Annotated in this window: 15 protein-coding genes; 9 read left to right on the top strand and 6 right to left on the bottom strand. The window is 69.7% G+C overall.

The window, feature by feature from the left end:
* Positions 1-29 precede the first annotated feature (29 nt).
* Genes AW272_RS10270 through AW272_RS10260 form a run of 3 tightly spaced genes read right to left on the bottom strand, consistent with a single transcriptional unit; the run spans position 30 to position 3681 of the window.
* The gene (locus tag AW272_RS10270) at positions 30-1478 is read right to left on the bottom strand and encodes a SagB family peptide dehydrogenase (protein ID WP_066363070.1); all 1449 of its coding nucleotides are present in this window, start codon (positions 1476-1478) and stop codon (positions 30-32) included.
* An 11-nt stretch (positions 1479-1489) separates the two neighbouring features.
* Positions 1490-3460 (bottom strand): TOMM precursor leader peptide-binding protein, encoded by a 1971-nt coding sequence (locus AW272_RS10265; protein WP_066363068.1) that lies wholly within the window; start codon positions 3458-3460, stop codon positions 1490-1492.
* A complete protein-coding gene (locus AW272_RS10260; RefSeq protein ID WP_066363066.1) occupies positions 3442-3681 on the bottom strand; it encodes a hypothetical protein in 240 nt (79 codons plus the stop codon). The genes AW272_RS10265 and AW272_RS10260 overlap by 19 nt, the downstream gene beginning before the upstream one ends.
* 261 nt (positions 3682-3942) lie before the next feature.
* On the opposite strand from AW272_RS10260, the gene AW272_RS10255 reads away from it, so the two are divergent.
* Together AW272_RS10255 and AW272_RS10250 are read left to right on the top strand one after the other, a co-directional pair.
* Positions 3943-4809 (top strand): LysR substrate-binding domain-containing protein, encoded by an 867-nt coding sequence (locus AW272_RS10255; RefSeq protein WP_066363063.1) that lies wholly within the window; start codon positions 3943-3945, stop codon positions 4807-4809.
* Positions 4810-5048: 239 nt separating this feature from the next.
* A complete protein-coding gene (locus tag AW272_RS10250; protein WP_066363061.1) occupies positions 5049-7172 on the top strand; it encodes an alpha-L-fucosidase in 2124 nt (707 codons plus the stop codon).
* A gap of 37 nt (positions 7173-7209) precedes the next feature.
* On the opposite strand, the gene AW272_RS10245 is transcribed toward AW272_RS10250, so the two are convergent.
* Positions 7210-7917 carry a CAP domain-containing protein gene (locus tag AW272_RS10245; RefSeq protein ID WP_066363060.1) on the bottom strand — a complete coding sequence of 236 codons (708 nt, stop codon included), beginning with the start codon at positions 7915-7917 and terminating at the stop codon, positions 7210-7212.
* Positions 7918-8133: 216 nt separating this feature from the next.
* Here AW272_RS10245 and AW272_RS10240 point away from each other — a divergent pair, with 216 nt between their 5' ends.
* The 5 genes from AW272_RS10240 (at position 8134) to AW272_RS10220 (ending at position 15928) form a co-directional block, all read left to right on the top strand.
* Positions 8134-8628 carry a hypothetical protein gene (locus tag AW272_RS10240; RefSeq protein WP_066363058.1) on the top strand — a complete coding sequence of 165 codons (495 nt, stop codon included), beginning with the start codon at positions 8134-8136 and terminating at the stop codon, positions 8626-8628.
* 238 nt (positions 8629-8866) lie between these two features.
* Positions 8867-12124: a SpoIIE family protein phosphatase gene (locus AW272_RS10235; protein ID WP_157518461.1), complete on the top strand. Its 3258-nt coding sequence runs from the start codon at positions 8867-8869 to the stop codon at positions 12122-12124.
* A 183-nt stretch (positions 12125-12307) separates the two neighbouring features.
* Positions 12308-14221, top strand: coding sequence for an APC family permease (locus AW272_RS10230; protein WP_066363054.1), 1914 nt, complete (start codon positions 12308-12310; stop codon positions 14219-14221).
* A 184-nt stretch (positions 14222-14405) separates the two neighbouring features.
* Complete coding sequence (locus AW272_RS10225) at positions 14406-15170, top strand: ABC transporter ATP-binding protein (RefSeq protein WP_066363051.1); 765 nt, start codon at positions 14406-14408, stop codon at positions 15168-15170.
* Entirely contained in the window at positions 15167-15928 is a 762-nt protein-coding gene (locus AW272_RS10220; protein WP_066363048.1) for an ABC transporter permease, read from the top strand. The genes AW272_RS10225 and AW272_RS10220 overlap by 4 nt, the downstream gene beginning before the upstream one ends.
* On the opposite strand, the gene AW272_RS10215 is transcribed toward AW272_RS10220, so the two are convergent.
* Positions 15907-17148 (bottom strand): MFS transporter, encoded by a 1242-nt coding sequence (locus AW272_RS10215; RefSeq protein WP_066363047.1) that lies wholly within the window; start codon positions 17146-17148, stop codon positions 15907-15909. The genes AW272_RS10220 and AW272_RS10215 overlap by 22 nt on opposite strands.
* Positions 17149-17155: 7 nt before the next feature.
* Positions 17156-17950: an alpha/beta fold hydrolase gene (locus AW272_RS10210; protein ID WP_066363044.1), complete on the bottom strand. Its 795-nt coding sequence runs from the start codon at positions 17948-17950 to the stop codon at positions 17156-17158.
* Positions 17951-18064: 114 nt separating this feature from the next.
* Here AW272_RS10210 and AW272_RS10205 point away from each other — a divergent pair, with 114 nt between their 5' ends.
* Together AW272_RS10205 and AW272_RS10200 are read left to right on the top strand one after the other, a co-directional pair.
* Complete coding sequence (locus tag AW272_RS10205) at positions 18065-18277, top strand: 2TM domain-containing protein (protein ID WP_066363042.1); 213 nt, start codon at positions 18065-18067, stop codon at positions 18275-18277.
* 9 nt (positions 18278-18286) lie between these two features.
* Positions 18287-19690, top strand: a complete 1404-nt coding sequence (locus AW272_RS10200) for an amino acid permease (RefSeq protein ID WP_218010837.1) — start codon at positions 18287-18289, stop codon at positions 19688-19690.
* The last annotated feature ends 4 nt before the right edge of the window (positions 19691-19694 follow it).

Here is a 19694-nt window from a genome sequence, read left to right as displayed (position 1 = left end):
AGAGCCCTCACTTACCCGGAAATTTCGGCTTATGCGAGAAGGGCGGCGGCGAGCATCGGCCAATCGGCGTCGTTGACGGGGAATCCGTCACCGACGACAACAGGCTGGGCGTGGCCTACGGCGTAGCCGCAGACGCTCGACTCGGTCCGCCAGTCGAGCCCGAACACGTGCGCCGAGGCGTCGATGTCGGGGCCGTCCACCCGGCATCCGGCGAGGCCCATGGCCGTCCCGGCCAGCGACAACGTCTGCACCAGCGCTCCCGCGTCGGTGAGCACGAGCGAGTAGCCGAGGCCGTTGTACTTCCACGACAGCCGCCGGAACCGCGCGGTGATCATCAGCAGCACGGGCGGCCGGGAGGCCAGGTTCGCCGAGGCGAGCAGCTCGTCCGGGTCGCCGTCGAGCGCGGTCAGCCTGTGGTGGTAAGGGTCGTAGTGGTAGACCCCTCGGGCCAGGCCGGCGCACCGGTCGACGACGGCGTAGAGCTCCAGTTCGTGCAGGTCGCCGCTGGTCGGGCAGGGCCGGTCGCTCGTGGTCTGGGTGGCCGCGGTGGAGGGCGAGCCGTTCAGCGCGCGGACCCGGGCGGTCCGATAGAGGAGTGTGCCCAGGTCGTCGAGGGTCATCGGCTCTTCGGAGAAGGTCTGGGCCGGCCGGTGCGCCTCGACGACGGCGGAGAACGGCGGGTCTTCGGCCAGGTCGTCCCAGGAGGGCCGGGGCAGCGAGATGCCCGCCTTGGTGTCCTTCACGACCGGTTCCACGCTGCCGTGCTCGCCGAGCGGATAGGTCACGCCGAAGTCCTGGTCGTGGCGGCCCAGCGTGGAGCGGGTGTGGAACATCAGGTCGATCGGGGCCCACATGGTCAGCGCGGGATCGTTGTCCTCGGCGAACTCGATCCGCTGGAACGGGTCGCCGGTCGCGGCCTCGACGACCATCCCTGCCGCCATCAGGAAGGCGATCACCGACCGGGTCTCCGCGCCGACCGCCGCCGGGACGGTCGGGCGCATCAGCGTGCCGAGATGGCCGATCGCGTCGGCGCGGTGCAGGATCACGCGATGCTGCGACAGCGGCGATTCCAGCAGGTAGTTGGTGCCGTCGGTGGTGAGGACGGCGAAGCGCGACAGGCGCACCGGATGAACCAGCGGGCCCTGCGGCAGGTGGAAGGTGGCCTGCGGGGTGAGCGGCACGACGGACACCAGCGGCTGCTCCCGGTCCAGGCCGAACGACCGCACGACCAGATGGGCCAGGTCGTCGAGCAGCGCCGTCAGGGCCCGCCGGTCGGCGCCCGATCTGATCACGTTGCCGAGCGAGATGGGCCCCAGGCTCATCCGGCGCAGCGCCTCGACGACGGGCGGCGCGGGCATAGGCAGGACGGTGTCCTCCCAGCGTGAGTGCACGACGACCACGCCCTCGCCGGTGTCGGGTTCGACGAAGACGTCCTCGCGGAACGACCACAACGGGAATGGGGGGAGCGTGTCGTGCATGTCGGCTCCTCTCACATGAACAGGGCGACCGGGTTCAGGTCGTCGTAAGCGGTCGGCCGATCGAGCCGCCCCAGTTTCACCGGGATGTCGAACAACCTGCCCGGGGCGAAACGTGGCCAGAAATGCCGCAGCCCCGGAACGACGACCTTCACGACGGGAAGCCCGATGTCCGGGCGGGTCTGGTCGAGAACGAGCGGATCGAACCGCCGGATCAGCTCGACGTCGGCTTTCAGATCTCCGTTCTCTCTGTACGAACTGAGCCCGGCCACCCCGTCGGGAAGCAGACAGGGATGACTCCGGGTCGAGACGCGGCCCCACCACGGGCGCATGTCGATGTCCGTGGCGGCGGGGAGGAGCTGGCCGAGTTCGGTGAGGGCGCGGCGGGCGGCCGTCGCCGGATCCAGATGGGCGCCGAAACCCAGCATGACCTCCTGGCCGTTCTTCGTGGAGACGGCGGCCATGGCCGGGATGTCGATATCGGTCGTCAGGTCGAGGACCCACAGGTCACGGCCGATTCTGGCGTAGTCGAGTTTCAGCGCGTCGGTCCACGGGTCGTTCAGGACGACCTCAGGCTGACGGGTCCGGTTGTACCACCAGATTCCGACCGCATCGCGTTCGACCAGCTCGAAGAAGCCCTGAAGAATGGCGTCTTCGATGGAGGCCCCGGCGGCGTTTCCATTGGAGTCGGCCTGGCCGCCTTCGGTGAAATAGAGCATTTCGGTGGGCAGGTAACGCCTGCCGCCGTCGAGGGTGAAGAGCGGGGTCCATTCGATTTCCGCGCTCTCGTCGAAGCGGGCGCGCTGACGGGTGTCGAAAAGCAGGACATCGTCCGGGTGCACGGCCGGCTCGCCGATGTTGCGGTAGGAGTCGTGGATGACGTGTTCCTCGCCGAGGCGGGAGCCGCAGTAACGTTCCACGGCCTCGCACAACGCGCCCACCCGCGCCTCGAGCGGGGTGCCGCCCTTGCCGCCGCTGTTGGCCCGCAGGCCGCTGACGGGGAGGGCGAGGTTGCGGCCGGAGAGGTAGGAGTTGAGAAATCCGGGGGCGCGGGGGTCGCGGCGGACCCGGTCGGTGACGCCGGTGGCCGGGTCGGTGAGGTGGACGTAGCGATCCCAGGTCTCCTGGAGGCCGGCCGACCTGTGGGCGTGCACCTTGGGCTTGGACGTGATCTCCACGGGTCCGCTGTGAGTTCGCGAGTCACCGCAGGCCGGGCACTGCGGGCGTCGGGTCACGGGGTGGTGCGCGGCGTCGAGGGTGAGCGGGTCGAACGTCCACAGGCTGTGGAGCTCCTGCCCGGCCAGCCATCCCGCGATCCGCACGGCCGCGATCTGCGCGCCGATCGACTTCGTCTGCGGCAGGGCGGCGGACGGCGCGAACCCCGGCGGCGCCTGCCGCCGGATCCTGAGGCGGGCCGCGAGACACTCCCAGCAGGCCGACTCCCCCGGCTGGAATCCCGGGCCGATCCACAGATCAGGACCGTTGACCGCGACGGGAAGCCACGGCCGTCCGTCGGCGAGGCGGTCGGCGTTGATCGACGCGAGCGCGGGATCGAGGTAGTCGTCACAGACGACCAGCACCTTCTCGGCCGTGCCGGTGCGCAGGCCCAGATCCTGGAGAGCCCTCTCGGCCGGCGAGGAATCGCCGAGCGAGATCACCTCGACCGTGCCGGTGGGCAGGCCGAGCCCGGCCAGGTCCCAGTAGGCCCGGACCTCCGGCGCCACGTCGTCGTCGGGCCGCGGCGCGACGAGGTCGGCCTCGGACAGCCGGCCGAGCAGCCGCCCCAGGTCGCCGGCTCCGATCCCGGTCTGTTCGTGCAGGTCGGCCAGGTCGTGGTTGCCGTCGAGGAGGGGGGCGACCTCTTCGATGTGGTCGCCGTGGAGGGCGACCGTGGCGCGGGCCGAGGTCAGGTAGACCCCGTCACCGGGCACGGTCACCGCTCGCCAATGCCGCTTGAACCCGACCTTCATCCGCAGTAGGTCCATTTCGCGGATTTCATCGATGGTTCGGACAGGTCGGCGATGCGCAGCGGGTCACCGCCCGCCGACAGCGGCGGCGCGTCGTCGGCGCCGAGGTCGATGCCGAACTGGGCCAGGGTGCCGGCCGGGTCGTCTTCGTAGCGGGCGGCCAGAGCGGGTTCCGTCCACGCCCGCATCACCAGTTCGGCGAATCGCCAGTCTTCGTCCGCGTGAGTCATCGTGGCCATGGAAAATCCTCCTGTCGGATCGTCTTCGATTCTCCGCAGGGCGGCCCGCGCGTCGACAGTCATCGATTCACGAGACGGGTGTGAGATTTTCACATCGGGATCGTGAAACCACGTACAGACGACCGGATGTAAGCGCTTCTAGGCTGAGCCTCGTGAATCGCATTCGAATCCGCCGGCCCGTGAGGCCGCGGCCCGGGACGGTCCGGGACATCGACACGCGGACACCGTCCGGGGTCCATCTGCCTTATTAAGGGAAATGGCATGTATCACGATCTGCAAATCAATCGGCTGAGGGCTTTGGTGACCGTGGTCGAGCTCGGCGGGTTCCGTAAGGCGGCCGAGGCGCTGCATGTGACCCAGCCGGCGGTGAGCCAGCAGATCCGTCAGCTCGGCGGTCTCGTCAAGGGGCCCATTTTCACCTCGACCGGCCGCATCCTGGAGCTCAGCACCGAGGGCGAGGAACTGCTCGGCTACGCCCGCCGGATCGTCGCGCTGAACGACGAGGCCGTGGGCCGTTTCGTCCCGCCGTCGGGCACCGCCCGCCTGACGATCGGCGTGGTCAACCAGCTCGCCGAGGCGCTCCCCGAGATCCTCCGCCTCCTGAACCGTGGGCTGCCCCATGTCCAGGTCGGCGTGCAGACGGGGTTGAGCGAGTCGCTGGAGAACCAGGTGTCGTCGGGCCAGCTCGACCTGGCCCTGCTCCTCCAGTCGGAACCGGCCGCCGGCCCCGCCCACCAGCTGGGCGAGATGCACATGGACTGGTTCGGCCGCCCCGCCCACGGCGAAGGCGCCGCCCTGCCGCTGACCCTCTTCACCGAGCCGTGCACCCTGCGCCGCCGCATCGTCGACACCCTCGACGCGTCGGAGGTCCCCTGGCGAGTGGCCTACGAGGGGCCCGAACTCGTCGGGCTGCGCTCCGCCGCGAAGGCCGGCCTCGGCGTCGCCTGTCTCGTCGCCAACGGCGACGAACTGTGGGACCTGCCCCGCGCGGCCCGGCTCGCGCTTCCCTCCGCGCCGGGCCCCCTGCCGGTGACGGTCGCCCTCTCGGCCAACGCGACCCATTCGGAGTACGTGCCGATCGCGGAGCGGGCCTTCCAGCAGGCGCTGCGCGGCTACCCGTTCGCCTGACCCCTGGGCGGAAGACATCCTACGTGTGGCCCTCGCGTGAGCAGGCACGGAGGCACCACAAGCCCGATCATGCCGGGTGATTGCTTGAATACATTAGTAATCAATCCCCGTTTGATCCTTGACAGGTCGGATGTTTCGGGGCGTCAATGTTGCACGTACATTTCGTCTGGTTCGCCTCCCCATGTAGCGGCGTACACGCGGCGGCGAGCTGATCGCATCCAGCCACCTGAGAGGACTTCATGCGGTCAAGATTCTTACGGGCAGCCCTGTCACTGCTCGTGGCGCTGACGGCCACGGTCGTCGTGCAGTCGTCGCCCGCCGCCGCCGCGCCCGGCGACAACTACGTCGTCGACGACGCGCTGACCTCGTCACGCACCCGTTGGTTCGACGAGGCGCGCTTCGGGATGTTCATCCACTTCGGGCCGTACGCGTTGTACAAGGGTCAGTACAACAACTGCCGCGAGGTCGAGTGGATCAAGCGTCAGTGCAACATCCCGTGGAACGAGTACGAGGCGAAGGCCGCCACGTTCAACCCCACCGCGTTCGACGCGAACGCCATCGTGCAGATGGCCAAGCAGGCCGGGCAGAAGTACATCGTCATCACCTCCAAGCACCACGACGGCTTCGCCATGTGGCCCACGGCCGTCAACCGGTGGAACATCCGCGACCACTCGGGCTTCAACCGCGACATCCTGCGCGAGCTGAAGACCGCCGCGACCGCCAACGGCATCAAGCTCGGCTTCTACTACTCCATCTGGGACTGGCACGACCCCGACTTCACCGGCAATTTCCCGGCCTACGTCACCAAGATGAAGGCCCAGCTCCAGGAGCTGGTGACCGCCTACGACCCGGCCGTGCTGTGGTTCGACGGCGAGTGGACCGAGAGCAACCCGGTCAACCCGTGGTCGGCGCAGAACGGCGAAGATCTTGAGCGGTACGTCCGCAGCATCGCCCCTCAGGCCGTCATCAACAACCGAGTGGGCAAGCGGCGCGCCCTCGACGGCGACTTCGGCACCCCCGAGCAGGCGCTCCAGGGTTCCGCGCCGTCGATCCAGCTCAACGAGTCGTGCATCACGATCAACAACACCTGGGGCTACGCGGCCTGGGACACGAACTTCAAGACGCCGACCTCGATGGTGCGCGACCTGGCGACCCTGACCAGCAACGGCGCGAACCTGCTGCTCAACATCGGCCCGACCGACACCGGCGCGGTCACCACCGGCCAGTCCGACGGCCTGCGCGGCATCGGCAACTGGATGGCCGTCAACAGCGCCGCCATCCACGGCGCGGGCCACACCGGCCTGGTCGCCCAGCCGAGCTGGGGCAAGGTCACCCGTAAGGGCAACAAGCTCTACCTGATCGTCAACAACTGGGCGAGCACCCTGCACGTCACCCAGCGGGCGCCGTTCACGGTGACCGGCGCACGGGTGATCGGCAGCGGCTCACCGGTGACCTTCCAGGCGGCCGGCGACGGCTACGACTTCCGGCCGAGCGGCTCGGCCACCAACTCCATCGCCACCGTCATCGAGGCCGACATCACCCCGACGGCCCCCAGGGCGGTCGGCACCGGCACCGGGCTCAAGGGGACGTACTGGAACAACACCACGTTCTCCGGTTCCCCGGCGGTCATCAGGACCGACCCGACCGTCAACTACGCCTGGCGCTACAGCGGCTCCCCGGCCCCGGCGATCAACACCGACAACTTCTCCGCGCGCTGGACCGGCACGATCGAGCCGCGCTACTCCGAGCGCTACACCTTCACCACCGGGTCGGATGACACCGTCCAGCTGTGGATCGACGGGCAGCTCGTCATCAACAACACCACCCCGCACACGGCCGCCGTCGACCAGGGCAGCGTGACCCTCGTCGCCGGTCGCCGCCACGAGATCCGCGTCGACTACACCGACCGGACCAACGAGGCGTTCATGAAGCTCGCCTGGGCGAGCCCGAACACCCCGGCCGAGATCGTGCCGAAGACGCAGCTCTACTCGACGGGCGCCACGATCCGCCGGGTCAACCAGGACGCGGCCACCTACAGCACCGGCTGGTCCACCAGCAGCGGCCGGGGCTACGGCGACGTGAACGACGACGTGCAGTACACGACCACCAACGGCGCGTCGTTCACCTACACCTTCACCGGCACCGGCGTCGACTTCCTGTCGGAGAAGTACTCCGACCAGGGTCTCGTCGACATCTACCTCGACAACGTCCTGCGGGCCACCGTCGACACGACCAGCGGCACCCGCCAGGCCGCCGCGGTCATCTGGGGCGTCCGCAACCTGTCGCAGGGGTCGCACACCCTGCGCGGCGTCAAGCGGTCAGGCCAGTACATGCTGGTCGACGCGTTCGACGTCTTCTCCTAGCCGACGCGGGAGAGCCTCCGCACCGGAGGCTCTCCTCTCAGCTGCTGCACCGGCCGAACATCTGCACATACGTCACGGCCGGGGTGGCCGACACAGACGGGTCGGCGCTGCCGTAGGCGGCCTTCGTGTACAGCTCGGTGTAGCCGGGCGTGAGGATCGTGGCCCGGTGGGGTGGGCTGCCCATCCACCAGGTGACGGCGGCCCTGGGCGTGACCGACGGGCTGCCCCAGCCGAGGTAGGCGTTCTCGCCGACGGCCCACGAGGTGCCGCGCTTGCAGTATCCGGCCGCTTTCGCCCTGGCTCCCGGGTCGGTCCCGGTCTCCGGGTTGACGTGGACGTCGCAGCGGCTCGGGTCGGACTTCAGCGGCGTACAGTTCCCGACCTGCGCGACCGTCCCCCACCAGCGGATCCGGACGGCGGCCGCGACCTGCTTGGCCGTGGCGCTGCTGAGCGCGACGGTCGTCCCGCGCAGGGCGATGTACCGCTTGACGGGCTGCAGTCCCCGGGCGGCGCGCTCGGCGTTGACCAGGCACTGGACCGACTTCTCGATCCTGCTCCCCTGCATCATGTGGTCGTAGCGACCCCGGGTCGTGTCCGGGAAGGCGGACTTCTGCTGGAAGACGAGATCGACGTCGGCGCAGGTCGCGGCACCGGCCAGCGGCGCGGCCGCCAGCGCGGGCGAGGCGGGGACGGTGACGGCGGCGGCCACGAGAGCGGCCGACCCGAGGAGCGCGAGGCGTTTCATGCGCCCATGGTGCGGCGGGGGGCTTGCCGTGGGCTTGAGTACGCCTTTACTCAATTCCCGCCGAAGTGGCCCACGTTGAGTGGTCCACCGGTGAATGCGCAGGTCACCTGCCTGGGGAAGGCATTTCTCGCGGCGCTCATCGCCGAGCTTCAAGCCCAGTGCAAGCAGGCGGACGAATGGTGCGTATCGACCGCCACTGCCGCACAGGAGAAACCCGTGTCCCCTTTCAAGAAGCTCACCCGCGTCGCCGCCGTGACCGCCGCAGCGGTGTTCGCCCTCGGCACCCCCGCCCACGCCGCCGACGAGGCCGGCAAACTGACCGCGCGCCTGGTCATCACCGGAGGCGGCAGCGACTGCCGGATCTTCACCACCGGCAAGGTCGGGATGACGAACGCCCAGGCGCAGTATCTGGTCGACAACGGCGCGACGGCCCGGGTCGAGGTCTGGGCCGACGACCCGATCTACGACAACCGCGTGTACAAAGGGCCGAAAGCGACCCTGATCCCGGTGTCGGACAAGAACGGGGGCGGTCTCCTGATCGTCTCCGACCTGCACCTCTCGTGTGTCAGTTACCTCGACGAGGACGACAAGCCGCCGTTCGACTACGGCGACGAGATCTACACCAAGATCATCTTCGAGGCCCCCGGATACTCCCGCATGACCAAGAGCTCGAACGTGATCCACCGTAACTTCGGCTTCGGCGAGCCCTAAATCGAGAATGACGTTTGCCCTCTCCTCCACGGGCACTAGGAGGTTGCACGCCCGCATCCGACGTCCGGTCCCAGGGGTCTGGCCGGTCGCCGGATGCGGGCTTTTTCGCGTCCAACCCGGAGGTTCATCGCGATTCGGGAAAACGGCAGCCTGCCGGCGGGGAAGGGCGGCATGATCCTGGGATGATGTCGCCGTGACCGGGCCTTCGGCGGAGCGGTTCGAGGAACCGCCCGCAGCGATGAGAGCTGTGCTCATGGCCGGCGGGCTCATGGGCGAGATGATCGCGGCCCACGACTGGTCCTGCTCGCCGATCGGGCCGATGGCCGGGTGGCCGCAGTCGCTGCGCAGCGCGGTGAGCCTCTGCCTGGTGTCGCGCTTCCCGTGCTTCGTGTTCTGGGGGCCGGAGATGATCCAGCTCACCAACGACGCCTTCATCCCGGTGCTGGGGTCCAAGCATCCGGCGGCCCTGGGACGGCCGGCGCGCGAGGTCTGGTCGGAGACGTGGGATCTCGTCGGCCCGATGCTCGCGGGGGTCGTGGCCGACCGGGAGTCGGCGTTCTTCGAAGACCTCCCGGTCGTGCTGGAGCGGGGCAGGTTCGCCGAGGAGTGCTACTTCACCTTCTGCTACAGCCCGATCATCACCGAGACGGGCGAGGTCGGCGGGGTGTTCGCGACCGTCACCGAGACCACCGCCGAGGTGGTGGGGGCGCGGCGGACGGCCGTCCAGGCCGAGCTGAGCGAGCACACCCGCACCGCCGGGTCGGCGGCCGAGGCGTGCGAGCGGGCCGCGCAGGTGTTCGCCCGTCATCCGGTCGACGTGCCCTTCGCGCTGCTCTACCTGCTGGAGCCCGGCAGCGACCAGACCGTGCTGGTGTCCGCGGCCGGGCTGGTCGCCGGTGACGCGGCGGCTCCCCCGGTCGTGCCGCTCCATTCGGGAGGCGCGTGGCCACTGGGAGAGGCCCTGGGCGGGCCGGTCGAGGTCGGCTGCCCGGCCGACCCCCGGCTGGAGCGGATGGCGCGCGATCGGTTCGCGCCGCCGTCCCGGGCCCTGGTGCTGCCGATCACGGCGGCCGATCAGCCCGCGGGGTTCCTGGTGGTGGGGATCAACCCCGGGCGCCCGCTGGACGCCGCCTACCGGACCTTCCTGAACCTGCTGACCGGCCAGGTCGCGGCGGCGATCACCGACGCCTCGGCGCTGGACGCCGCCCGGCACCGGGCCGAACGCCTCGCCGCGCTCGACCGGGCCAAGACCACCTTCTTCGCCAATGTCAGCCACGAGCTGCGCACCCCGCTGACCCTCATGCTCGGACCGCTGGAGGGCCTGCTGGCCGACCCGGCCACACCGGAGCGCGAGCAGGTGGAGATGGTCCACCGCAACGCCCTGCGGCTGCTCCGCCACGTCAACACCCTGCTCGACTTCACCAGCGCCGGCCACGCCGACCAGCTCAGGTTCGAGCCCGTCGACCTCTCCGCCTACACCGCCGAACTGGCCGCGCTGTTCGGGCCCGCCCTCGAACACGGCGGCGTCACCCTCGTTCTGGACTGCCGTCCGCTGCCCGAACCGGTCTGGGTCGACCGCCCGGCCTGGGACCAGATCGTCCTCAACCTGATGTCCAACGCCTTCAAGTACACGCTCGGCGGCCGGATCACCCTCGGCGTCGACGCCCACGACGGCCGCGCCCGGCTGCGCGTCACCGACACCGGGGTCGGCATCTCCCCGGAGGAGCTGCCGCTCATCTTCGACCGCTTCCACCGGGTCGAAGACAGCGCCTCCCGCAGCGTCGAGGGCAGCGGGATCGGGCTCTCCCTGGTCAGAGACCTGCTGCACCGGCACGAAGGCACCATCGAGGTGACCAGCGAACCCGGCCGGGGCAGCACCTTCACGGCCCTGCTGCCCTTCCGCGCGACCGCGGCGGCGGCCGCCTCGAACGCGCCGGTGCGGACGCGTGAGGAGCCCGAGGCCGCGGTGTACGTCAGCGAAGCCTTCAGCTGGGTCGACGGCGCCGATCACCGCGACGAGTCAGGCGGCCCGGTCGAGGTGCTGGTCGTCGACGACAACGCCGACATGCGGGCGCATCTGGTCCGGGCGCTGTCACCCCATTGGCGGGTCCGCGCCGTCGGCGACGGCCAGGCCGCCCTGGAGAGCGTCCTACGGCAGCCGCCCGAGCTGGTGCTGACCGACGTGATGATGCCGAGGCTCGACGGTTTCGGCCTGCTGAAGGCGCTGCGGCGGAACGCGGCGACCAGCGACATCCCGGTGGTGATGGTGTCGGCCCGCGCCGGCACCGAGGCGATCATCGAGGGGCTGGACGAGGGCGCCGACGACTACCTCGTCAAACCCTTCACCACGGCCGAGCTGCTGGCCCGCGTACGGACGCATCTGACCACCACCCGCCAGCGCCGGGCCGCCGCGACCCGCATCCAGCTGCTCGCCGACATCACCCACCAGCTCAACACCAGCCTCGATCCCGGTGCGATCGCGGCCACCCTCGCCCGGCACCTCACCCCCGCCTACGGCGAGACGACCAGCATCTGGCTGCACGAGAAGACCCCCGACTCCTCCCGGCGGCTCCTGCACGGCACGGGCGAGGCGGCCGACGACCGGCTCGTCCTGCCGCTGATCTACGGCGGCGACTACATCGGCGCCGTGGAGCTGAGCGGGCTGACCGCCGCCGCCCGGACGAATCTGGAGCGCCCCTTCCTCTTCCAGCTGATCGACCGTGCCGCGCTCGCCCTGGGCAACGCCACCCGCTTCCAGCACGAACACGACACCGCGCTGAACCTCCAGACCGCGATGCTCACCGATCTCCCCGATGTGCCCGGCCTGGCCATGGCCGCCCTCTACCAGCCCGCCGCCGCCAAGGACCTGGTCGGCGGCGACTGGTACGACGCCTTCGTCATCCCCGCCGATGAGGGCGTCGACGTCTCCCTGGCCGTCACGATCGGCGACATCACCGGCCACGACATCCACGCGGCGGCCCTGATGGGCCAGGTCCGCAACATGCTCCGCCAGGCGGTGATCGACCACCCCGGGCAGGGACCCGCCGCGGCCGTCACCGCTCTCGAATACGCCTGCGACAACCTGCCGATCACCGCCTCCGGCACCCTCGTCCAGGGCCAGCTCGACCGTGACACCGCCGGAGCCTGGACCTTCACCTGGACCAACGCCGGCCACCCCCGCCCGCTCCTGCTCCACCCCGACGGCACGGTCGACCAGCTCCTCGAATACGGCCTGCTGATCTTCCCCAAGCTGCACCCGCACCCCCGCCTCGACCACCGGCGCGCGCTCCCGTCCGGGTCGACGCTCCTGCTCTACAGCGACGGCCTCATCGACCGGCCCGGCAGCGACGTCGAGCACGACATCGCCCTGGCCATCCGCCTCCTGGCCGAACACCACGACCAGCCCCTCGACGAACTCCTGCACACCCTCGCGACCCGCATCCCCGGCCCCCACCCGACAGACGACATCGCCCTGCTCGCCGTCCGCATCCCCTGACGACGCCGGTGAGGCCGAACACTCGACGGCCGGGCTCGGCCTCCGGTAGATGCACCGACGGGTGTTGCGTGACCTGACGTCCGGATTTTTTACGTTTTCTTGACGCCCCGCCTTGACGAGTTCCATACGCGGCCTCAGTAGCGTGTGCACTCGTCTGACTTGCCCCGATACGAAGGTGGCCCGGTGACCGGCACGCTCCGGGAACACACAGTGCGGCGATGGCTCCTCAAGGGTCTGAAGCGTCCAGAAGGACTGGCCGGAGGGTCGCACGACGAGGAGCCGCCCGAGCACCAGCACTCCTGGTGGCAGGTCATGTGCCTGACCGGGGTCGACTACTTCTCCACGCTCGGCTACCAGCCGGGCATCGCCGCGCTGGCGGCGGGGGCGCTCAGCCCTATCGCCACCCTGGTGCTGGTCGCGCTGACGCTGTTCGGGGCGCTGCCGACCTATCGGGCCGTGGCCGAGCAGAGCCCTCATGGGCTGGGCTCGCTGTCGATGCTGGAGCGGCTGCTGCCCGGGTGGCGCGGCAAGCTGCTGGTGCTGTTCCTGCTCGGGTTCGTGGCCACGGCGTTCATCGTCACCATCACGCTGTCGGCCGCCGACGCCACCGCGCACATCCTGCACAACCCGTTCGTGCCGCACTTCCTGGGCGACTGGCAGGTGCCGGTCACGCTGGCGCTCATCGCCGCGCTGGGCGCGGTGTTCCTGGCCGGGTTCAGCGAGGCGATCTCGGTCGCCGTCGTGCTGGTGGCCGTCTATCTGTCGCTCAACGTGGTCGTGGTGGGCGTCGCCCTCCAGCACGCGCTCACCGCGCCGGACAAGCTCGTCGGCTGGCAGAACACGCTGGACACCGACTACGCCAGCCCCATGGCGATGGTCGCCGTCGCGCTCTACGTGATGCCGAAACTCGCCCTCGGGCTGTCCGGGTTCGAGACGGGCGTGGCCGTCATGCCGCTGGTCAGGGGTGACGTCGCCGAGCGGGTCAAGGGCACGCGCAAGCTGCTGACCACGGCCGCGCTGATCATGAGCGTCTTCCTGATCGCCTCCAGCTTCGCCACCACCGTGCTCATCCCGCCGGCGGAGTTCGCCGAGGGCGGCTCGGCCAACGGCCGGGCCCTGGCCTATCTGGCCCACCTGTATCTCGGCGACTGGTTCGGCACCGCCTACGACCTGTCGACCATCGCCATCCTGTGGTTCGCGGGCGCGTCCGCGCTGGCCGGGCTGCTCAACATCGTGCCGCGCTACCTGCCCCGCTTCGGCATGGCGCCCGACTGGGTGCGCGCCTCCCGGCCCATGGTGCTGGTCTTCACCGCCATCGCCTTCCTGATCACCGTGGTCTTCGGCGCCGAGGTCGAGACGCAGGGCGGCGCCTATGCGACCGGCGTGCTGGCGCTCATCCTGTCGGCGGCGGTGGCCGTGGCCCTGTCGGCCTGGACGAGAGGGCGCACCCGCCAGGCGCTCTTCTTCGGCGTGGTCACCCTGTTCTTCGCCTACGCCACCGTCGCCAACATCATCGAACGCCCCGACGGCCTGGTCATCGCGCTGCTGTTCGTGCTCGCCATCGTGGTGGTCTCGCTCATCTCCCGCGCGACCCGCTCCACCGAACTGCGGGTGACCAGCATCAGCCTGGACGACGCCGCCCGCCGGTTCGTCAACGAGATGGGCGAGCTCTACATCGTCGCCAACGAGCCCAACGGGCGAGAGGCCAAGGAGTACGTCGACAAGGCGCGCGAGGCCTGGGAGCTGCACCGCCTGCGCACCCGGGAGGGCCTGCTGTTCCTGGAGGTGACCGTCCCGGACGCCTCGGAGTTCGCCGGGGAGCTGCGCGTGATCGGTGAGGAGCGGCACGGGTTCCGGGTGCTGCGGATGCAGAGCACGACCGTCGCCAACGCCATCGCGGCCCTGCTGCTGCATCTGCGCGACCAGACCGGCAAGACCCCGCACGTCTACTTCCACTGGGCCGCCGAGGGCAACCCCATCGGCGCCCTGCTGCGCTACCTCGTCTTCGGCGGCGGCGACATCCCGCCCCTGACCCGCGAGGTCCTGCGCCAGGCCGAACCCGATCCGGCCCGCCGGCCCATCGTCCACGTCGGCTGATCTCCGGAGTCCCCGGACAGCACGGTCGTACCGGCGCCTTGTCATGCGCTCCAGCATATACGTATGCTTATGCGTATAAGTCCTTGCGTCTCCGCTATTCAGCATTGCTATGTACCAGTAGTCAGTGTTACTTTGTAGCGGTAGTCAGCATCATTGAGTAGCGCGCTCCACGGAGGAGACAACGATGAGTCAAACGATCCGAGTACGGGGCTTGGAGAAGTCGTACAAGGAACTGAAAGTGCTGCGCGGCGTCGACTTCGAGGTGGCGCGGGGCAGCATCTTCGCGCTGCTCGGCTCGAACGGGGCCGGCAAGACCACGGTCGTGCGCATCCTGTCCACCCTGCTCAAGGCCGACGCGGGGACCGGCGTCGTCAACGGCTTCGACGTCGCCGCCCAGCCCGCGAAGGTGCGGGAGTCGATCAGCCTCACCGGCCAGTTCGCGGCCGTCGACGAGATCCTCACCGGGCGCGAGAACCTGGTGATGGTCGCCCGGCTGCGGCACCTCAAAGACGCCGGCAAGATCGCCGATGACCTGCTCGAACGGTTCTCGCTGACCGACGCGGGCGCCCGCAGGGTGGCCACCTATTCGGGCGGCATGCGCCGCCGCCTCGACATCGCGATGAGCCTCATCGGGAACCCGCCGGTCATCTTCCTCGACGAGCCGACGACCGGCCTCGACCCCCAGGCCCGCCTCGAGGTCTGGGCCTCGGTCAGGGAACTCGCCAGCCAGGGCACGACGGTCCTGCTCACCACGCAGTACCTGGACGAGGCCGAACAACTCGCCGACCGGATCGCGATCCTGCACGAAGGCAAGATCATCGTGAACGGCACCCTCACCGAACTCAAGCAGCTGCTCCCGCCCGCCAAGGTCGAGTACATCGAGAAGCAGCCCACCCTCGAAGACGTCTTCCTCACCCTCGTCGGCGCCGACTCCAAGGACCCCCGATGACCACTCACTTCTTCGCCGACACCGGTGTCCTGCTGGGGCGCTCCATGCGCCACATCACCCGCAGCGTGGACACCATCATCACGACCACGATCATGCCGATCATGTTCCTGCTGCTGTTCGTGTACGTCTTCGGCGGCGCGATCCAGACCGGGTCGGACTCCTATGTGAACTACCTGCTGCCCGGCATCCTGATCATGACCGTCGCCTCCGGCATCTCCTACACCGCCTACCGGCTCTTCCTCGACATGCAGGGCGGCATCTTCGAGCGGTTCCAGTCGATGCCGATCGCCCGGTCGTCCGTCCTGTGGGCCCACGTGCTGACCTCGCTGGTCGCCAACCTGTGCTCGGTCGTGGTCGTCGTGCTGGTCGCCCTCCTGATGGGCTTCCGCTCCTCGGCGGGCCTGGCGTCGTGGCTCGCGGTGGCCGGCATCGTGATCCTGTTCACCCTGGCGCTGACCTGGCTCGCCGTCATCCCCGGCCTCACCGCGAAGACCATCGACGGCGCGAGCGCGTTCGCCTACCCGCTCGTCTTCCTGCCGTTCATCAGCTCGGCGTTCGTCCCCACCGACGGCATGCCCGGCCCGGTCCGCGCCTTCGCCGAGCACCAGCCGGTGACCTCCATCGTCAACGCCATCCGCGACCTGTTCGCCCAGCAGCCGGTCGGCACCGGCATCTGGGTCGCCCTGGCCTGGTGCGTCGGCATCCTGATCGTCACCTACGCCTTCGCGATGGCCGCCTACCGCCGCAAGATCACCTGACCTGCGGCCCGCCGGGCGATGGTCATGACGTACAGGAGAAGACCGGCTGTGGTCAGGGCGAAGCCGGCCCAGACGGTGGACAGGACGCCCCAGCCGGCGGCGAGGGTGATCGCGCCGCCGATCGCGCCCAGGGAGTTGGCCAGGTTGAGGGCGGCCAGGTTGAGGGCGCCCATCAGGGTCGGGGCGTCCGGGGCGAAGGCGGTCAGCCGGACCTGGATGGTGGGGATGGCGAACATCATGGTCGCGCCGACGCCGAACAGGCAGGGCAGCAGGATCAGCAGGTCGCTCCCGGCCACGCCGATCAGCACCAGAAGCGCCAGGACGCCGCCGTATCCCCAGATCAGGCCGCGGTGCTCGAATCTGTCGGCGACGCGGCCGCCGAGATGGTTGCCGACCGCCATGCCCAGGCCGAAGACGGCGAGGGCGACCGGGATGAGCGCGGCGTCCCGCAGCGCGGCGTCGGTGACGAACGGGCCGATGAACGTGTAGACGGCGAAGATGCTGGAGATGCCGAGCGACGCGACGACGACCATCAGCCAGACGTTCAGCCTGCGCAGGCCGGTCAGCTCGCTCCCGATGGAACCGCCGCGAAGGTCGTCGGTACGCGGTAGCCAGGCCACCAGGCCCGCGCCGGCCACCAGGCCGACGGCGACCACGGCCCAGTACATGACGCGCCAGCCGGCGTGCTGGCCGATGAGGGTGCCGAGCGGCGACCCGGCGATGGTGGCGATGGTGAGCCCGCCCATGACCGTGGCGAACGCCTTGCCGCCCTGGCCAGGTCCGTAGACGTAGGCGGCGACGACGGCCCCGGCGCCGAAGAACGCCCCCTGCACGCTGCCCGCGACGAACCGGAAGACCACGAGCGACGTGATGTCCGGAGCCACCGCGGACAGCCCGTTGCCGACCAGGAAGAGCACGACCAGGCCGAGCAGGAGCGTCCGCCGGTTCACCCGGGCGGCGAGCAGGGTGATCGCCGGGGAGCCGATCACCACCCCGAAGGCGTAGGCGGTGATCGCGTGCGTGGCGACGGGGATCGAGACCCCCAGATCCGACGCGAAGAGCTGGATGATGCCGTTGCTGCCGAACTCCCCGGTGCCGATCGCGAAGGTGCCCAGCGCCAGCGCGAACAGTGTCAGTCTCGGATTCCTGATGGGCGACCCGGCGGTGGTGTGCCGCGTCTCCTCTGCGGTGCACTGGCCCGCGTACGCACGTCCATGCATCGTGGCCTCAGCGCGCGGCGCGCTTGATGAGGTCGGCGGTCGCGCCCGGCTCCGAGATCATCGCGACGTGCGAGGCGCCGATCTCGCGGACCTCCGACCTGGCCCGCTTCGCCATGAACCGCTGCGCCCGCGCGGGGAGCACCCGGTCGTCGCGGGCGACGAGGTAGAAGGAGGGGATGGTCTTCCACGCGGGGACGCCGGAGGGCTCGCCGAGCGTGCGGGCGTCGGCGGGGCGCTGGCCGGCGTGCATGAGGTCGGTGGTCGATTTCGGCACGTCGGCCGCGAAGACCTCCCGGAAGAACCGCTTCTTGATGTAGCCGTCGACGAGGCCCTCGGCGTAGGGGCGGAAGTCCAGTTTCGACTCGTCGAGCCTGCTTCCCGGGAACTTCGTCTGCAGCTGCACCAGCGACTCGCCCTGGTCGGGGGCGAAGGCCGCGACGTACACGAGCGCCTTCACGTTCGGGTTGCCGGTCGCCGCGTTGGTAATGACGATCCCGCCGTAGGAGTGGGCGGCGAGGACGATCGGGCCGCTGATGGTGGCGAGGACGGAGGCAAGGTAGGCGGCGTCGGAGGCCACGCTCCGCAGCGGGTTCGCCGGCGCGATCACCGGATAGTCGTCGCGGATCAGCCTGGCGGCGACGCCGTTCCAGCCGGAGGCGTCGGCGAAGGCGCCGTGGACGAGCACCACGGTGGGCTTGGGTTTCCTCGGCCGGGGACGTGCCTGGGCCTCGGAGGTTCCCAGTACGGCGGCGGTCGCGACCGCTACGGATCCGGCCAGCACCGCTCGGCGGGTCGTCGTCATGATGTGAACCTTTCAAGGTGTCGTGTTCGCACCTCGAATGGTGGGCCGGGCTTGTGGATGATCACTGAACGACCTGTTCACGGATCGTCAAGTACGCCGATCTAGCGTGCGAGCATGAACTACAAGAAGAGCGAAGCCGCCAAGGCATGGGGCCTGAGGATCCACCTGTTCTGCTATCTCGCGGCCAATCTGGCCCAGGTCATCGTGTGGTACCTCTACGACTCGGACAACTTCTTCTGGCCCATGTGGTCGATCGTCTTCTGGGGCATCGGTGCGGCCTTCCACGTCTGGGCCGTCTACTCGCCGCCGAAGTCGAGAGTCGAGTAGCGCGGCACCGTGAGCGACATCCGCTTGGCCGACCCGTTGACCGCGGCAGCCGTGGACGACACCCTGCTGCATCGCGGCCTCACCTCGCGCCAGATCGGGATGGTCACGATCGGCGGCGTCATCGGCACCGGGCTGTTCCTCGGCTCGGGCCTCGCCGTGTCCATGGCCGGCCCGACCGTGCTGCTCGCCTATCTCGTCGCCGCGGCACTCGCCGCCGCGCTCACCTACGCCGCCGTCGAGATGGCCGCCGCCAATCCCGGGCTCAACGGGTTCGGCGCGTTCGCCTACCACTACCTCGGCCCCCTCGCCGGGTTCACCCAGCGGTGGCTGTACTGGGGCGTCGTCGCGATCGCCGCCGGGGCCGAGACCGTCGCCGTGGGGATCTACATCCGATATTGGTGGCCGGGGGCGCCGCTGTGGCTCCCGGTGGTGCTCACGGCCGTCTCGGTCGTCGCGATCAACCTGTTCCCGGTGCGCACCTTCGGGACCTTCGAATACTGGTTCTCGACCGTCAAGGTCTCGGCGATCATGGCGTTCGTGGTGCTCGGCGTCGTGTTCATCGCCGTCGGGCTGCCCGACCGGCCCGCGATCGGGCTGTCGGCGTTCACCGACGCGCCGTCGTACCTGCCGCACGGTCTGACCGGCCTGGTGATCGCGCTGATCGTGGCGACCTTCAGCTTCGGCGGCACCGAGACGCTCGCGCTGACCGCCGCCGAGTCGCGGAACCCCGGCCACGACCTTCCCCGCGCCGCCCGCTCGACGATCCTGCGGCTGAGCGCGTTCTATCTGCTCGGCATGGCCGTCGTGGTGTCGATCTCGCACGCGGTCGGCCGGGTGCCCGACGGCGGGCTGACCGCGAGCCCGTTCGTACGGATCCTGGAGTGGACCGGGCTGCCGACCGCCGCCGCGGTGATGAACTTCGTGGTGCTCACGGCGGCGTTCTCGGCGCTCAACACGACCTTCTACGTGTCGACCCGCACGCTGCACTCGCTCGGCGTCGACGGCCAGGCCCCGGCGTGGGCGATGCGGGTCAACCGTTCGGGCGTGCCGGTGAACGCGGTCGCGGCGTCGGCCGTCGGGCTGCCCCTCGCGGTGACGGTGTCCATGGTCTCGCCCGACGACGCGTTCGCGAAGCTGCTCGGCATCTCGACGTTCGGCGCCGTCACGACCTGGGTGCTGATCTTCGCCACGCACGCGGCCTTCCGCCGCCGGCGCACGTCTGACGAGGTGCGCCGCTCGCCGCTGTCGCTCCCCGGCGGCGGGCTTACCAGCGCCGCGGCGGCGGTCGCGATGAGCGCTCTGCTGGTCGGCATGCTGTTCATCGAGATGTTCCGCACCGCGTGGACGGTCGGCGCGCCGTGCCTCGTGGCGATCCTGATCGCGTACGCCGTGGTGCGGCGGGTGCGTGGGTGACGGG

It is taken from the genome of Herbidospora mongoliensis, assembly GCF_001570545.1.
GTDB classification, from domain to species: Bacteria; Actinomycetota; Actinomycetes; order Streptosporangiales; family Streptosporangiaceae; genus Herbidospora; species Herbidospora mongoliensis.
Note: the sequence above shows the minus strand (reverse complement) of the source record. Positions and strands in the feature narration are given on the sequence as shown.

Excerpts from the sequence above, each read along its gene's own strand:
- AW272_RS10245 (WP_066363060.1), bottom strand. The coding sequence starts at position 7,917 with ATGAAACGCCTCGCGCTCCTCGGGTCGGCCGCTCTCGTGGCCGCCGCC.
- AW272_RS10270 (WP_066363070.1), bottom strand. The coding sequence starts at position 1,478 with ATGCACGACACGCTCCCCCCATTCCCGTTGTGGTCGTTCCGCGAGGAC.
- AW272_RS10235 (WP_157518461.1), top strand. The coding sequence starts at position 8,867 with ATGAGAGCTGTGCTCATGGCCGGCGGGCTCATGGGCGAGATGATCGCG.
- AW272_RS10260 (WP_066363066.1), bottom strand. The coding sequence starts at position 3,681 with ATGGCCACGATGACTCACGCGGACGAAGACTGGCGATTCGCCGAACTG.
- AW272_RS10225 (WP_066363051.1), top strand. The coding sequence starts at position 14,406 with ATGAGTCAAACGATCCGAGTACGGGGCTTGGAGAAGTCGTACAAGGAA.
- AW272_RS10250 (WP_066363061.1), top strand. The coding sequence starts at position 5,049 with ATGCGGTCAAGATTCTTACGGGCAGCCCTGTCACTGCTCGTGGCGCTG.
- AW272_RS10220 (WP_066363048.1), top strand. The coding sequence starts at position 15,167 with ATGACCACTCACTTCTTCGCCGACACCGGTGTCCTGCTGGGGCGCTCC.
- AW272_RS10205 (WP_066363042.1), top strand. The coding sequence starts at position 18,065 with ATGAACTACAAGAAGAGCGAAGCCGCCAAGGCATGGGGCCTGAGGATC.
- AW272_RS10265 (WP_066363068.1), bottom strand. The coding sequence starts at position 3,460 with ATGGACCTACTGCGGATGAAGGTCGGGTTCAAGCGGCATTGGCGAGCG.
- AW272_RS10210 (WP_066363044.1), bottom strand. The coding sequence starts at position 17,950 with ATGACGACGACCCGCCGAGCGGTGCTGGCCGGATCCGTAGCGGTCGCG.
- AW272_RS10215 (WP_066363047.1), bottom strand. The coding sequence starts at position 17,148 with ATGCATGGACGTGCGTACGCGGGCCAGTGCACCGCAGAGGAGACGCGG.
- AW272_RS10255 (WP_066363063.1), top strand. The coding sequence starts at position 3,943 with ATGTATCACGATCTGCAAATCAATCGGCTGAGGGCTTTGGTGACCGTG.